We start from the raw sequence: 13,915 nt of genomic DNA, 5'->3' as shown, positions 1-13,915 counted from the left end.
GAACAGGCCATGCAAGGACGTCTGCGCAGAAATCTGCGCGCCGCAGGGGCGCTGGCGCTGAGCACGCTGCTCTTGGCCTGCGCCGAACCTGCGCCCGTCTTGCAAAAGGTCGCCAAACCGCAGGCCCGCCCTGCCGCCGCCTCGCCCTCCCCGGCAGCGGTGGCCAAACCGACCTCGCAAAAAAGCGCCATGCTGCGCAGCTATCTGCATCAGGTCGAAAAGGCGCAGTTGGGCCAAGATCTGCTGCGCCAAGACGGGGGCGGAGAGGACACGCCCTTTACCAGCGAAATGCTGGCGCGCAATTTCGAGCAGATCGCGCTATATAACGAATATGACGGCAATTTCTCAGGCCAAGGCGGCGCCAGCCCGCTGCGCCGTTGGGATGCCCCGGTGCGGATGCAGATCATCTTTGGCGACAGCGTGCCGCCCTCGCAGCGCCGGTCCGACACCGCTAAGATCAACGCCTTCGCCCGCCGTTTGGCGCGGGTGACCGGGCATTCGATCTCGATCGGCGATAGGCCCAATTTCATGGTGGTCGTGGCCTCGGAAGATGACCGCGTCGATGCGCTGGCTCAAGCGGCAGAAGAGGTCGCGGGCGTGAGCAAATCCTCGCTCCGGGCCATGCGCAACATGCGCCGCGACACCTATTGCGCCGTGGCCGCCTATGCCGCGGGGGACAACCCCAATGTCTATACCGCCGCCGTGGCCGTGATCCGCTCGGAAAACCCCGAATTGCTGCGGCTTTCCTGCATTCACGAGGAATTGGCGCAGGGCTTGGGCCTTGCCAATGACAGCCCCGCCGCGCGCCCGTCGATTTTTAACGACGACGACGAATTCGCCCTGCTTACCAAACATGACGAACTTCTGCTCAAGATGCTCTACGACCGGCGCCTGCGCCCCGGCATGACGGCAGAGCAGGTCAACCCGATCACCCGGATCATCGCGCGCGAGTTGACGGACGGCCCGGTGTAACGCAGCATTACGACGAAAGAATAAGGACCATCCCCATGGGCATTTTCGATTTCCTCTCTGGCCAGTTCATCGACGTCATCCATTGGACCGACGACACCCGCGATACGATGGTTTGGCGGTTCGAGCGTGAGGGTCATGAGATCAAATACGGCGCCAAGCTGACAGTGCGTGAGGGGCAAGCGGCGGTTTTCGTGCATGAGGGGCAGCTGGCGGATGTCTTCACCCCCGGTCTCTATATGCTTGAGACCAACAACATGCCGATCATGACGACCCTGCAACACTGGGATCACGGCTTTCGCAGCCCGTTCAAGTCTGAGATCTATTTCGTCAACACGACCCGCTTCAACGACCTGAAATGGGGCACCAAGAACCCGATCATCGCCCGCGACCCTGAGTTTGGCCCGGTGCGCCTACGCGCCTATGGCACCTATTCGGTGCGGGTGAGCGACCCCGCGAAATTCCTCACCGAGATTGTCGGCACCGATGGTGAGTTCACCATGGACGAAATCTCGTTCCAGATCCGCAACATCATCGTTCAGGCTTTCTCGCGCACGCTCGCCTCCTCCGGCATCCCGGTGCTTGACATGGCCGCCAACACGCGCGAGTTGGGGCAGTTGGTGGGCAAGGATATCGCCGCCCAGATTGCGGAATACGGGCTGGCGATGCCCGAGCTTTACATCGAAAACATCTCCCTCCCGCCCGCGGTCGAGGCGGTGATGGACAAGCGCACTTCGATGGGCGTGGTCGGGAACCTCAACGAATACATGCAATTCCAAGCGGCTGAGGCGCTTGGCCGCGAAGGTGCGGGCGGGGCCGCGATGCAAACGGGCCTCGGCGCGGGGCTGGGGATGAGCATGGCCCAAGCCGCCACCGCGCAGGCTGGTCCTTGGGGCGCGCGCCCTGCCCCCACCGCCGCCGCACCGGTGCCGCCGCCCCCGCCGCCGGTCGAAAAGGTCTGGCATATCGCCAGGGACGGCGCGACCTCTGGCCCGTTTTCCAAGGCCGCCATGGGCCGCAAGGCGAGTGAGGGCAGCCTTACCCGCGATTCTCTGGTCTGGACGCCGGGCCAAGATGGTTGGCAGCGGGCCGAGGATGTGGCCGAACTGGCGCAGCTTTTCACCGTGATGCCCCCGCCACCGCCGCCGCCCCCGGCCTGATCCGCAGGCGCGTGGGCAAAAGACCTTCGCGCGTCCCGCCCGTGGCCCCTCAGGTCCACGGGCCACCCCCATCCGCTCCGCCGCGATTGACCTTGCAAAGCACCCCTTATGTCCGCCACCGATCTGCCCCCCGCCGCCCCGCTAGAAGAGCATCGTTTCCCCTGTGACACCTGCGGGTCGGACATGCGCTTTGATCCGGCGCAGGCGCTGCTGATCTGCGATCACTGCGGCAATGTCGAGCCGATCGACGGCAGTGGGCGCCACGCCCATGCCATCGCCGAACAGGACTTTCGCGCCGGATTGCAGGCCGCCCTGCCCGCCGCCGAGATGGAAGAAACCCGCGTCACCACCTGCCCCAACTGCGCAGCGCAGGTGGAATTCGAGCCCGGCAAACACGCCGCCGAATGCCCTTTCTGCGCGACGCCCGTGGTGATCGACACCGGCACCAACCGCCATATCAAACCCCGCGCCGTGCTGCCCTTCGCCCTGCCCGAAGAACGCGCCCGCGACGCGATGAAAGACTGGCTCGGCAGCCTTTGGTTCGCCCCCAACGGGCTGCAACAATATGCCCGCAAGGGCCGCCGGATGCAGGGCATCTATGTGCCCTTCTGGACCTATGACGCACAGACGGCCTCCAGCTATCGCGGGGAGCGTGGAACCGTCTATTACGTCACCCGCACCGTCATGCGCGATGGCAAGCGGGTGCAGCAGCAGGTGCCAAAAATCCGCTGGCGGGCCGCTTCGGGGCGGGTGGCACGCTTCTTTGACGATGTGCTGGTGCTGGCCTCCCGATCGCTACCCAAGAAACACACCGACGCGCTGCACCCTTGGGACCTCTCGGCGCTGGAGCCCTATGCGCCCGAATATCTCGCCGGTTTCCGGGCCGAGGCTTACGGCATCACGCTGGAGGAAGGCTTTGTTCAGGCCCGCGCCCATATGGACCGGGTGATCGAGCGGGACGTGAAGTTCGACATTGGCGGTGACCGCCAGCGGGTGCATGACATCAATACCCAAGTCAGCGATGTGACCTTCAAACATATCCTGCTGCCGGTCTGGCTTGCCGCCTATAAATACCGCGGCAAGACCTATCGTTTCGTGGTGAACGGCCATTCCGGCAAGGTGCAGGGCGAACGCCCCTATTCCGCCGTCAAAATCACCTTTGCCGTGGTGTTGGGGCTGATCGCCGCCGCCATCGTCGGCTATTTCATGGCCCAGCAATGACCCAGACTTACGAGCAGTTCACCGACCTTTTGCAGGCGCGCTATTCCTGCCGCGCCTTTCGGCCCGATCCCGTCCCCAAAGAGAGCATCACCCAGATCGTCAACGCCGCGCGCCATGTGCCCTCGTGGTGCAATGCGCAGCCATGGCAGGTGACCATCACGCGCGGCGCAGGTACCGATGCCTTTCGCGCAGCCCTCCTTGAAGCCGCCAGCGCCGACACCCCGGTCGCGCCAGACCTGCCATGGCCTACGGGTTACTCCGGCGCCTATGCCGAACGCCGCCGCACCTGTGGCTTCCAGCTTTACAACGCGGTGGGCATCGCCAAATCCGACCGCGCCGCGCGTCAGGCGCAGATGCTGCGCAACTACGCGCTTTTCGACGCGCCGCATGTGGCCATCGTGACCGCCCCGGCCGAGCTTGGCCCCTATGGCGCGATGGACTGCGGCGGCTTCGTCACCGCCTTCACCCTCGCCGCGACGGCGCTTGGCGTGGCCAGCATCCCGCAAGCCGCCATCGCCGCCTATGCGCCCTTGGTACGCGAGACGCTGGCGTTGCCCGAAGACCGGCTGGTGCTCTGCGTGATCTCCTTCGGCTATGCCGATAAGACACATCCCGCGAACGCCTTTCGCACCGAACGTGCCGCCCCCTCTGACATTATCGATTGGAAAAACTGACATGCGCGCATTGCTGCAACGGGTGACCGAGGCTTCGGTCACGGTCGAGGGTGAGGTTATCGGCGAGATCGGCTCCGGCCTCCTGATCCTCGTCTGCGCCATGCCCGAAGACACCGAAGAAACCGCCGAGAAACTGGCCTTGAAGATCTCCAAACTGCGGCTGTTCAAGGATGACGGCGGCAAGATGAACCTGAGCCTTGCCCAGACCGGCGGCAGCGCTTTGGTGGTGAGCCAATTCACCCTCGCCGCCGATACCGCGCGCGGCAACCGCCCCGGCTTTTCCGGCGCGGCGAAGCCCGAGATGGCCGAGGCGCTCTACACCCATTTCGCCCGCAGCCTCGCCGGGCTCGAGATCCCCGTGCAGACCGGACAGTTCGGCGCGGATATGGCCGTGGCGCTGGTCAACGACGGGCCGGTGACCCTCTGGCTCGACACGGCGGCGCCCTGATAATTCGGTGGAAAGCATGGGCCGGCAAGCTTGGGAGGAGGTAAGCTTGCCGGCCGGTATAACGGGTCCGGGAGGAGGAGGACCGTTAATATGCGGTGTCGGATCAACCCGGGAAGGAGCGGGGTCCGGCACCTGACAATGCAGCGCGTAAGGCGCGACATTGATGGCTGAGGGTCTAAAAGCGCAATGGCTTAGAGACCGTCGTATTCTTCGGTCACCAGCGCTTGGGCGTGCTGGGGAATTTGGTTCCGGTCGATGCCCGCACGCTCAAGCTGCGCGTCGCTCATGCTGTTGAGGACGGATTGCATGCGCGAGATCTGCATCTGGGTGACGCCACGCGCCAGCAGGCTGCCGACCTTGCCCGCAGCGGTGCCAAGCGCACCGAGAACCGGAGCGGACGCATCACGCAGGGAGAAACCGTGGGGGGCGGATAGGGTGTTGTCATACTTCATAGGTCTGTTCCTTTGAAAGTTCTTCCGACGCCACACGCCGGATCTCGCACCGCGCGATGCCGATATCGGACAGTTCGCGATCGCTCAGTACGTTGAGTTCTGTGAAAGTTCGGTTGTAAGCTGCGCGCCGGGCTTTGATCTGGGCCACGCGACGGCGCATGCCGTCAACGCTGTGATGAAGCCCATCGAGCGCGGAGCTCAGGGTAGTGCCACGTGAGATTGCCATCGTCATAAGCGCAACTCCTTTCAGAATGCTGCAAGTGCACTATCAATGCTGCAATGCAGAAGTAGTACGCTCCGACCCTATTTTGAACCCGCAGAATTTGCATAGGCGCTATGCCCGAAACGAAAGGCCGGGGGCTAACCACAGGTAAACAGCCTAAAATTTTTGCGCCGATACACAGGAAATGTGCATCGGCGCAACGCAGCGGGGCTGCAATCTGGGATTTGGGGACGGGCGGCGGCGTGCCGCCCTTTCTTGTGTGAGTCGATTAGCTCACCGGTTCCCAAGGGCGTGTGTAGACGCTGAGCACCTTTGACACCTCGTCATGGGTCGCGTCGTTCATCGTGACCTGCGCCACCAAGCCGCGTTTCTTGTCGTCCACCACCTCGGTTACCCGCGCGGCACAGCCCGCCTTTTCAAGGCTGCCGTTATAGACCCGCGTGATCGCATCCTTGCGCAGATCGGGTTTGAAGATCTTGCCAACAGCCGTCTTGGGCAGCTCGTCCATGATCTTAAGGTGCTTGGGCTGGGCTGCGCGTTCGGCGACATGCTCGCGCGCATAGGCCAGCAGCTCCTCTTCGGTGACATTGGCACCCTCAACGAGTTCGACAAAGGCGCAGGGCACCTCGCCCGCGTGGGGGTCGGGCTGGCCGATGGCACCCGCAAAGGCGACGGCCTCATGGCCCAGCAGCGCCTCTTCGATCTCGGCAGGGTCAATATTATGACCGCCGCGAATGATCAGGTCCTTGGCGCGGCCCGTGATCCAGATATAGCCATCGCTGTCGATCCGGCCCAGATCGCCGGTGCGCAGGTATTTGCCGTGGTAGAAGAGGTCTTTGTTCTTGTCTTCCTCGACATAGGTATGGCCCGAGAAGACGCCGGGGTTCGACACGCAGATCTCGCCAATCTCATCCGTCTCCGCGTCGATCGGCCCATCCACAGTGCCCTTGATGATCCGCACGTCTGAATAGGGGAAGGCGATACCGATGGAGCCGACCTTCTTGATGCCGTCCGTCGGGTTGCAAGAGACAAGGCAGGTCGCCTCGGTCAGACCGTAGCCTTCGACCAGCGTGACGCCCGTGGCCTTCTCAAACCGGCGGAAGAGTTCCAGCGGCAGCGGGGCGGAGCCGGAGAAGGCGGTTTTCACCGTGCTGACATCCGCATCGATTGGGCGCTGCATCTTGGCCGAGATCGCCGTAGGCACGGTGATGATAAAGGTGATCTTCCACCGCTCCACCAGCTTCCAGAAGTTGTCAAAGACGCCATCCCCGCGATAGCCCTGCGGCGTCGGGAAGACCACATGCGCGCCCGACGACACGGCAGCCATCAAGATCACATGGCAGGCAAAGACGTGGAATAGCGGCAGCGGACACATGATATTGTCCTGCTCGCTGAACAACAGCCGATGCCCCAGCCAGCCGTTATAGATCAGCCCCGAATACTTGTGCTGCGCCACCTTTGGCATCCCGGTAGTGCCGCCAGTGTGGAAATAGCAGGCAACGCGATCTTCTTGCACATCCTCGAAGTTGAGCGAGGTGTTCTGCTTGGCGATCTCCGCGTTGAAGTTGAGGTATTTGGCTTGGTTGTTCACCATCCCCTTAGGCCGTACCAGCGGGACGATCCAGCTTTTCGGCGGGGTGAGATAGCGCACCAGATCGACCTCGAGCACCGTGTGCACCTTGGGCGCAAGCCGCACCGCTTCGGCGGTCTTTTGGGCCACATCGGTTTTGGGGAAAGGCCGCAGGGTGACGACCACGGAGGCGCCCACTTCGCGCAGGATGGCACCGATCTGTTCGGCGTCCAGCAGCGGATTGATCGGGTTCACGATCCCGGCCACGGCACCGCCCAACAGGGTGATCGTCGTCTCGTTACAGTTGGGCAGCACATAGGCCACCACGTCCTTCTCACCCACGCCGAGGCTGCGGAAGAGGTTCGCCGCCTGCGTCACGCGGCCATGCAACTCTTTCCAAGACAGCGTTTCGGCCTTGTCCTTTGGGCCCGAGAAAATCTGATAGCTGACAGCATTGTGGTTGGGGAATTTCGCGGCCGTATTGCTTAGCATTCCGTAAAGCGTCTTGGCCACGTCGCGGTCTTCCCACGGCATTTCCGCCGCGATGGCATTGCGGTCTTCGATCCCGGCGAATGTCATGGTGTCTCCTCCCCTGTGCCGGTGTTCCGGCTTATTCTCCTCGCGCCAGATTGCGGCGAAACGCGCCGTTTCGCAAGCAATCGGCGGCAACAAACGCAACGTCACACTAGGGTGACGTAACGCCGGGGTTGCACTGTTCAAGGGCAGCTCAGGCTGCGGCGGCGGCCCCATCGGTGAACTGAAGCCGCGCCAGACGCGCATAAAGCCCGTCACTGGCGACCAATTCGTCATGGGTGCCGATGGCCGCGATGCGCCCGGCCTCCATCACCACGATGCGGTCGGCCTTTTTCACGGTGGCCAGACGGTGGGCCACGATCAGCGTCGTGCGATCCGCGCTCAGCCGGTCGACGGCGGCCTGCACCAGACCTTCGCTCTCGGAATCCAACGCCGAAGTCGCCTCGTCCAGCAGCAGGACCGGCGCGTCGCGCAGGATGGCGCGGGCGATGGCGATGCGTTGTTTCTGCCCGCCCGACAGCATCACGCCGCGTTCTCCCAGATAACTGTCATAGCCATCGGGCAGCGCGGTGATGAAGTCATGCGCGGCGGCGGCGCGGGCGGCTTCCTCGACCTCGGCGTCACTGGCATCGGGGCGTCCGAACCGGATGTTCTCAGCCGCCGTGGCGGCAAAGATCACCGGGTCTTGCGGCACCAGCGCCACCGAACGGCGGAAGTGGTCCCGCGCCACATCGCGCAGGTCGACCCCATCCAAGGTGATCCGCCCCGCCTGCGGGTCATAAAAGCGCAGGATCATCTGGATGATCGTCGTCTTCCCCGCGCCCGAGGGGCCGACAAAGGCCACCGTCTCACCGGGGTTGATCTCAAGGTCGACACCATCCAACGCCGCCACATCGGGGCGCGCCGGATAGGTGAACTGCACGTTCTCAAATGCGATCCGGCCCGCGACAGGCTGCGGCAGGCTGCTCTGGCTTGCGGGCGCCGGGTCTTGCACCGTGTCCTCGCTTTGCAGCAGATCGATCAGCCGTTCCGTGGCCCCTGCGGCGCGCTGTAGCTCACCCCAGATCTCTGACAAAGCGGCGACCGCGCCCGCCACCATGACAGCATAGATCACGAATTGCACCAGCGCGCCTGCGCTCATCACATCCGCCCGCACGTCGCGCGCGCCGATCCACAGCACGCCCACCACACCTGCGAAGACCAGAAAGATCACGATCATCGTCATCACGGCGCGGGTTTTGATCCGGCGCTGTGCGGCATCAAAAGAGGCTTCGGTCATCTGCGCGAATTGGCCCCGGCTTGCGGCCTCATGGGTAAAAGCCTGCACCGTTTGCACCGCGCCCAGCGTCTCAGAGGCATTACCCGAACTTGCCGCGATCCAGTCTTGGTTCTCGCGGCTAAGCACCCGCAGGCGGCGGCCCAGCGTCAGGATGGGGATCACCACGGCGGGCACGATCAGCAGCACCAGCCCGGTCAACTTGGCCGAGGTCAGCAGCATCAGCCCCAAGCCGCCCACAAAGATCAGCAGGTTGCGCAGCGCGATCGAGACCGAGGAGCCGATCACCGAGAGGATCAGCGTCGTGTCGGTGGTGATCCGGCTGAGCACTTCGCCAGTCATGATGCGCTCATAAAAGGCGGGGCTCATGCCCACGACACGGTCAAACACCGCGCGCCGGATATCGGCCACCACCCGTTCGCCCAACCGTGTCACCAGCGCATAGCGCAGCCCGGTGCCAAGGGCGAGCAGCCCCGCGATCAACAGCGCGGCGATGAAATAGAGGTCGAGCAATTCGCTCTCCCCCGTGCCGAAATTGTCGATCACCCGCCGCACGGCCAAGGGCAAGGTGAGCGAGATCATCGCGGTCAGCACCAGCGCCGCCCCGGCTGCGGCCATCAGCCAGCGATAGGGCGCCATGAAGGGCATCAGCGCCGCCAAAGCCCCGATCCGCCGCGACTTTTCGCGTTCGTCTTTGGCGCTTGGTGCGGGGGCTGGGGTGCGTGCCATGGGCTTTCCTTTGTCTTTCCACATCGGTCATGGCGCGGGGGCTGGGCGGGGTCAAGCAAGACCGCCCCGATAAGGACAATCTGCCGCCCCCGACAGACAGCGGCGGGCGCATCTATCCCGCGCGGCGGCGGTCATGAAAGCTTCGGGGAAAGAGTGGAGCGGGCGACGGGAATCGAACCCGTATCATCAGCTTGGAAGGCTGAGGTCTTACCATTACACAACGCCCGCGCTACGGCTCCTCTCCTATTTTATCGCTCCCTGAGCGTCAAGTGGAGCGATGCCCCTTTGGCAAGATCAATCACATGAGCCTGCTCTCGCCTGTGGCCCGTGATGAAGGTGGCAGCCCGGCCCAAGGGGCACTAGCTTAACCTCACGGGATGAAAACGAGGCATTGGAATGGACGCCAGACCGGCCCAAGACCAAAAGCGCGAGGTCGTCATGACCCACGGTGTTCTCAGCGAGGACCCCGAGGATCTGTTTCACGGCACCGGGTTGCGGGTGGTGCGGGCCGTTCTGCACGAAGCGGTGCTGCGGCTGTGGAGCGATGATGCTTTCGGCATGGCCGGAAACGTGGCCTTCCGCGCGCTGCTGGCGATTTTTCCGTTTCTGATCTTCACCAGTTCGCTCACTGCCTTTGTCGGCGACCGGTCGATGGCCGATGACCTGATCCATTTCCTGATCGCCATCGTCCCCCCTGCCCTGATCGAGCCGATCGTGTCGGAGGTGGAAAAGGTCATGACCGTGCCGCGCGGCGATCTGCTGAGCGTGGGTATCCTGCTGACCGTTTGGTTCGCCGTGGGCGGGGTCGATGGGGTGCGCGTGGGGTTAAACCGCGCCTATGGGCTGCGCGAGACGCGGTCGGTCTTCACGATCTACGCGGTGCAGGTGGCCATGGTGCTGCTGGCGAGCCTGATCCTCGTGATCGTGGGGTACCTGTTGGTGCTGGCTCCGCGTGCCGGGTCTTGGCTGCATATGCTGATGCCGGGCTTCGATCCGCGCTCAGTCACCGTGGGGCTGGTCCGTTTTCCCGCCTCGGCGACGATCCTGCTGGTCGCGCTTTTTGCCGCCCATGTGATCCTGCCCGCACGGCGGACGCGGTTTAACAACATCTGGCCCGGCGTCGTCGCCACCGCCGCCGCTTGGACGGTGCTGGCGGTGCTGTTTTCATCCTACCTGCGCAGCTTTGGCACCTATGCCAGCTATTACGCAGGCATGGCGGGGATCATCGCGGCGCTCTACTTCATGTATCTCGCGGCACTGGTGCTGATCTTTGGCGGTGAGTTGAACCGCGCGTTGCGCATCCGCAGATTGGCCCGCGCGATGAGCGATCAGCCCTGATCTCCTTCGCAGGGCGTGCCCGCAGCGCCCCAAACCGTCACCTCATGCACCAGCGCGTCGAGCGACCCTTCGGGCACCGACCGCCCCGCGCCGGGGGCGAACCCCCAATTCACGAAGGCCGAGTTTTGCAGGTGATCGACCAGTGACGCGATGTCGTGCCCGTCATTGGTCTCAGGATCGCGCAGCTGGGTGCAAACCTCTGCCGAGGTCTTGCCGAACCACGCCAGCTCCACGGGAGGCAACCGCCAAGCATCGTCGATATGCGGTGGCGCATGGGGCACGGTGTTCGCGGCGGCAGAGGTGACGTGGCAGGCGTCGCAAGGGATGCTCTCGGCCCCGATCCGGCTCTCGCCCGCGCGCACATTCATGCCGTGCTCCGCCTCCGGCCCATAGCCCAAGCCCTGCCACATCGGCTGCCCCTGTTCGCCGACATGGCAATTGGTGCAACGCGGATGCGCGGTGACGGTGAAAATCCGATCCCAAGCCGCCAGCCCTTCGGCGCGATCAGGCGCCTCCTGCGCAAAGACGGGGGCGGCCAGCATGAGTGCGGCGCAGATCGATAGATATCTCATGCGAAATCCACGGATCTGGAGAGGGGGAGTTCACGGATCCGCTGGCCCGTGGCGGCGAAGATTGCATTGGCCAGTGCGGGGGCGGCGGGCGGCACCCCCGGCTCACCAATGCCGCGCAGCTTGCCGCCATTCTCCAACCCGCGCACCTCGATCTTCGGCGTCTGATACAGCCGCAGCCCTTCGTAGAGGTGATAATTGTCCTGCTGCGGCACCCCGTCGCGATAGGTAAGCTCGCAGTTCATCGCATGGCCCAGACCCCAGATCACCGCGCCGGAGAGTTGCGCCTCGAAGTTCACCGGGTCCATCACGCGGCCCACTTCGGCGACAACGAAAACGCGGTCGATCTTGAGACCCGCGTCGGTCTGGCTGACCTCGACCACCTCGGCCACCGGCACGCCGAAGGACAGGCAGAACGCCAGCCCCCGGCCCCGCCCCGGCCCAAGGTCAGCGCCCCAATCCGCCATCTCGCCCACGGCCTCCAACACCCCGCGCGAGGGCGCATGGGTGCAGAGCCGCAACCGCTCCTCCAACGGATCGACGCCTGCAGCATGGCACATCTCATCCATGAAGCTTTCGTGCAGGAAACCGTTGCCCGACGCCCCGACCGAGCGCCACGAGCTTACCGGCACCATCGCGGGCACCCGGTGGCCGGTCACACGGTAGTCGGGGATCGCGAAGGGCTGATCCCATGCGCCCGCCACGATGGCGATGTCAGGGCCGAAGACCGGTTGGTTCAGCCGCGCCATCTGCGATTCCGCTGTCGAAGGTGCCGCGATGGCCAGATCATAGGCCTCGATCTGCCCGTCCGAGACCTTGCCACGCGCCCGCGCCATGGCCAGCGGGCGGGGGAAGTCATGGGTGAAATCCTCTTCGCGCGACCAGACCATCTTGATCGGCGTGCCGGGCAGTTGCATCGCCACTTCGACGGCGCGCAGGGTATAGTCATCCTCAAGCCGCCGCCCGAAACTACCGCCCGACATCAGCACATGGATATGCACGTTCTCGGCATCGATTCCGGTCAGCGCGGCCACATTGGCCTGCATGAAACGCGGGATCTGCGTGCCGGTCCAAATGTCGACGCGGCCCTTCTCAAGTTTCACCACCACGCTCATCGGCTCCAGCGGGGCGTGGGCTAGATAGGGGATGCGGTACTCGGCCTCCAGCACTTCCCCACCCGTCAAAGCGGCGCTCACATCGCCGTCATCGCGAAACCGGCTGTCCTGCCGGTCATCAGTGAAGGAGGCCGACACGGCTTTGAATTGATCCGCCGTGTCGCCGATATAGGGCGACGGGCCCCAATCACATTTCACCGCCTGCGCGGCCTGAAAGGCCCGCCAGGTGTTGTCGGCCACCACCGCGACACCGCCGGTGATGGGCAAGACCGCCTTCACACCGCGCATCTTTTCGGCGCTGCCTGCGTCAAAGCCCATGATCGCCCCGCCCTGCGCCGGGTTGGTGCGGGTCGTGGCGTGGAGCATCCCCTCCATCGCCATGTCGATGCCATAGGTCTGGGTGCCGGTGGATTTCGCCATGATATCCGTGCGCATCTGCGGCTTGCCAAGGTGCCGCCAGTCGCCGGGATCGCGCAATATCACCTCGGTCACCGGGTCGATCTCCGCCGCGGCGGCGGCGAGGTCTTGATAGGCCAGCCGCATGCCGTCGGGCAGCACCACCGCGCCCGCCTCGGTCTTGAACTGTTCGCGCTCCAACCCGGTCTGCGCCACGGCAGCGGCCAGCAGCGTTTCGCGCGCCACGGCCCCGGCCATACGCAGCCGGTCATACATATCCGGCACGGTCGAACTGCCGCCGGTCAATTGCAGGCCAAGCAGCTTTCCCGCCACATCCGAGGCGCCGCGCCCGGTCCGCGCCAGCAGCGTTTCCGAGGTCGCGGCAATCGGCATCGCCTCAACCCCGACCACGCCGTTGTAATAGACCGGCGAGGGCGGCCCGGGCGTGATCTGCACCGTGTCGAGGTCGACATCCAATTCCTCGGCAATCATATGGGCTTGGATCGAATAGGCCCCCTGCCCCACATCGGCGCGCGGGGTGATCAGGGTGACGCCGCTTGCATCAATCTTGACATAGGGCGTGATCGCCGCCGCACCGGGCGGTAAGCCTTCAAGCAGCGGGTTCTTCAGGTCACGTTTGTACAGATAGGTGCCAAAGGCCACGCCCCCGGCAATGGCGGCGGAGCCAACGATAAAGCTCCGGCGGGTGATGGTGCGCAGGCGCGACATGTCAGGCCCCCCGCAGCCGCGCGGCGGCGCTGTGAACAGCGGCACGAATGCGCGGATAGGTGCCGCAGCGGCAGAGGTTCCCGCTCATCGCGGCGTCGATCTGATCGTCGGTCGGCTCGGGGTTCAGATCCAGAAAAGAGGCCGCCTGCATGATCTGCCCCGATTGGCAGTAACCGCATTGCGCGACCTGATGCTCCACCCATGCCGCCTGCACCACATGCAGCGCTTCGGGCGTGCCCAAGCCTTCGATGGTGGTGACATCGCCGTTCACATCCGCCGCTCGCAATTGGCAAGATCGCACGGCCAGCCCGTCGACATGCACCGTGCAGGCACCGCATTGCGCGATGCCGCAGCCGTATTTCGGCCCGGTGATTCCCAACTCGTCGCGCAAAACCCAGAGCAGCGGCATGTCGTCTTCCACGTCCACCTCGTGGACCGTGCCGTTAACCGTCAATTCCATCGGTGATCCTTCCGCGCTGGTGCCCCCCAATGTAGCCGGCAGCGCCTATCGC

The 13,915-nt window shown here is 64.2% G+C and carries 13 protein-coding genes and 1 tRNA gene; 6 read left to right on the top strand and 8 right to left on the bottom strand.

Annotated features, from left to right (window positions below; genetic code table 11):
* Nucleotides 1–9: 9 nt before the first annotated feature.
* From HKX24_RS05325 to dtd, 5 genes are all read left to right on the top strand, one after another.
* Nucleotides 10–972, top strand: a complete 963-nt coding sequence (locus tag HKX24_RS05325) for a DUF2927 domain-containing protein (RefSeq protein ID WP_271693211.1) — start codon at nt 10–12, stop codon at nt 970–972.
* A gap of 35 nt (nt 973–1,007) precedes the next feature.
* On the top strand, nt 1,008–2,129 hold the full coding sequence (locus HKX24_RS05320; RefSeq protein ID WP_271693210.1) for an SPFH domain-containing protein: 1,122 nt from the start codon (nt 1,008–1,010) through the stop codon (nt 2,127–2,129).
* A gap of 108 nt (nt 2,130–2,237) precedes the next feature.
* Complete coding sequence (locus HKX24_RS05315; RefSeq protein WP_271693209.1) at nt 2,238–3,350, top strand: TFIIB-type zinc finger domain-containing protein; 1,113 nt, start codon at nt 2,238–2,240, stop codon at nt 3,348–3,350.
* Nucleotides 3,347–4,024: a nitroreductase gene (locus HKX24_RS05310; protein ID WP_271693208.1), complete on the top strand. Its 678-nt coding sequence runs from the start codon at nt 3,347–3,349 to the stop codon at nt 4,022–4,024. The genes HKX24_RS05315 and HKX24_RS05310 overlap by 4 nt, the downstream gene beginning before the upstream one ends.
* A 1-nt stretch (nt 4,025) precedes the next feature.
* Complete coding sequence (dtd, locus tag HKX24_RS05305) at nt 4,026–4,472, top strand: D-aminoacyl-tRNA deacylase (RefSeq protein ID WP_271693207.1); 447 nt, start codon at nt 4,026–4,028, stop codon at nt 4,470–4,472.
* Between the two features lie 191 nt (nt 4,473–4,663).
* Here the strand turns inward: dtd and HKX24_RS05300 are convergent, their stop codons facing one another.
* The 5 genes from HKX24_RS05300 to HKX24_RS05280 all read right to left on the bottom strand — a co-directional run bounded on the left by HKX24_RS05300 (nt 4,664) and on the right by HKX24_RS05280 (nt 9,484).
* Nucleotides 4,664–4,924, bottom strand: coding sequence for a hypothetical protein (locus tag HKX24_RS05300; RefSeq protein WP_271693206.1), 261 nt, complete (start codon nt 4,922–4,924; stop codon nt 4,664–4,666).
* Nucleotides 4,914–5,156 carry a DUF1127 domain-containing protein gene (locus HKX24_RS05295; protein ID WP_067267708.1) on the bottom strand — a complete coding sequence of 81 codons (243 nt, stop codon included), beginning with the start codon at nt 5,154–5,156 and terminating at the stop codon, nt 4,914–4,916. Before HKX24_RS05295 ends, HKX24_RS05300 begins: the two co-directional genes overlap by 11 nt.
* A gap of 259 nt (nt 5,157–5,415) precedes the next feature.
* Nucleotides 5,416–7,296: an acyl-CoA synthetase gene (locus HKX24_RS05290; protein WP_271687984.1), complete on the bottom strand. Its 1,881-nt coding sequence runs from the start codon at nt 7,294–7,296 to the stop codon at nt 5,416–5,418.
* A 148-nt stretch (nt 7,297–7,444) separates the two neighbouring features.
* Nucleotides 7,445–9,256 carry an ABC transporter transmembrane domain-containing protein gene (locus tag HKX24_RS05285; RefSeq protein ID WP_271693205.1) on the bottom strand — a complete coding sequence of 604 codons (1,812 nt, stop codon included), beginning with the start codon at nt 9,254–9,256 and terminating at the stop codon, nt 7,445–7,447.
* Between the two features lie 154 nt (nt 9,257–9,410).
* A tRNA-Gly gene (locus tag HKX24_RS05280) sits at nt 9,411–9,484 on the bottom strand.
* A gap of 168 nt (nt 9,485–9,652) precedes the next feature.
* On the opposite strand from HKX24_RS05280, the gene HKX24_RS05275 reads away from it, so the two are divergent.
* Nucleotides 9,653–10,594: a YihY/virulence factor BrkB family protein gene (locus tag HKX24_RS05275; protein WP_067267703.1), complete on the top strand. Its 942-nt coding sequence runs from the start codon at nt 9,653–9,655 to the stop codon at nt 10,592–10,594.
* Here HKX24_RS05275 and HKX24_RS05270 read toward each other — a convergent pair.
* From HKX24_RS05270 to HKX24_RS05260, 3 genes are read right to left on the bottom strand one after another with little or no spacing between them, the layout of a single operon-like run.
* Nucleotides 10,585–11,166 (bottom strand): hypothetical protein, encoded by a 582-nt coding sequence (locus tag HKX24_RS05270; RefSeq protein ID WP_271693203.1) that lies wholly within the window; start codon nt 11,164–11,166, stop codon nt 10,585–10,587. The genes HKX24_RS05275 and HKX24_RS05270 overlap by 10 nt on opposite strands.
* Complete coding sequence (locus tag HKX24_RS05265) at nt 11,163–13,403, bottom strand: molybdopterin cofactor-binding domain-containing protein (RefSeq protein WP_271693202.1); 2,241 nt, start codon at nt 13,401–13,403, stop codon at nt 11,163–11,165. The genes HKX24_RS05270 and HKX24_RS05265 overlap by 4 nt, the downstream gene beginning before the upstream one ends.
* 1 nt (nt 13,404) lies before the next feature.
* The gene (locus HKX24_RS05260; protein ID WP_271693201.1) at nt 13,405–13,863 is read right to left on the bottom strand and encodes a (2Fe-2S)-binding protein; all 459 of its coding nucleotides are present in this window, start codon (nt 13,861–13,863) and stop codon (nt 13,405–13,407) included.
* Nucleotides 13,864–13,915: the final 52 nt, after the last annotated feature.

Source organism: Sulfitobacter sp. M85, from assembly GCF_029285915.1.
GTDB lineage: Bacteria > Pseudomonadota > Alphaproteobacteria > Rhodobacterales > Rhodobacteraceae > Sulfitobacter > Sulfitobacter faviae.
This window is presented reverse-complemented; position numbering and strand designations above follow the sequence as displayed.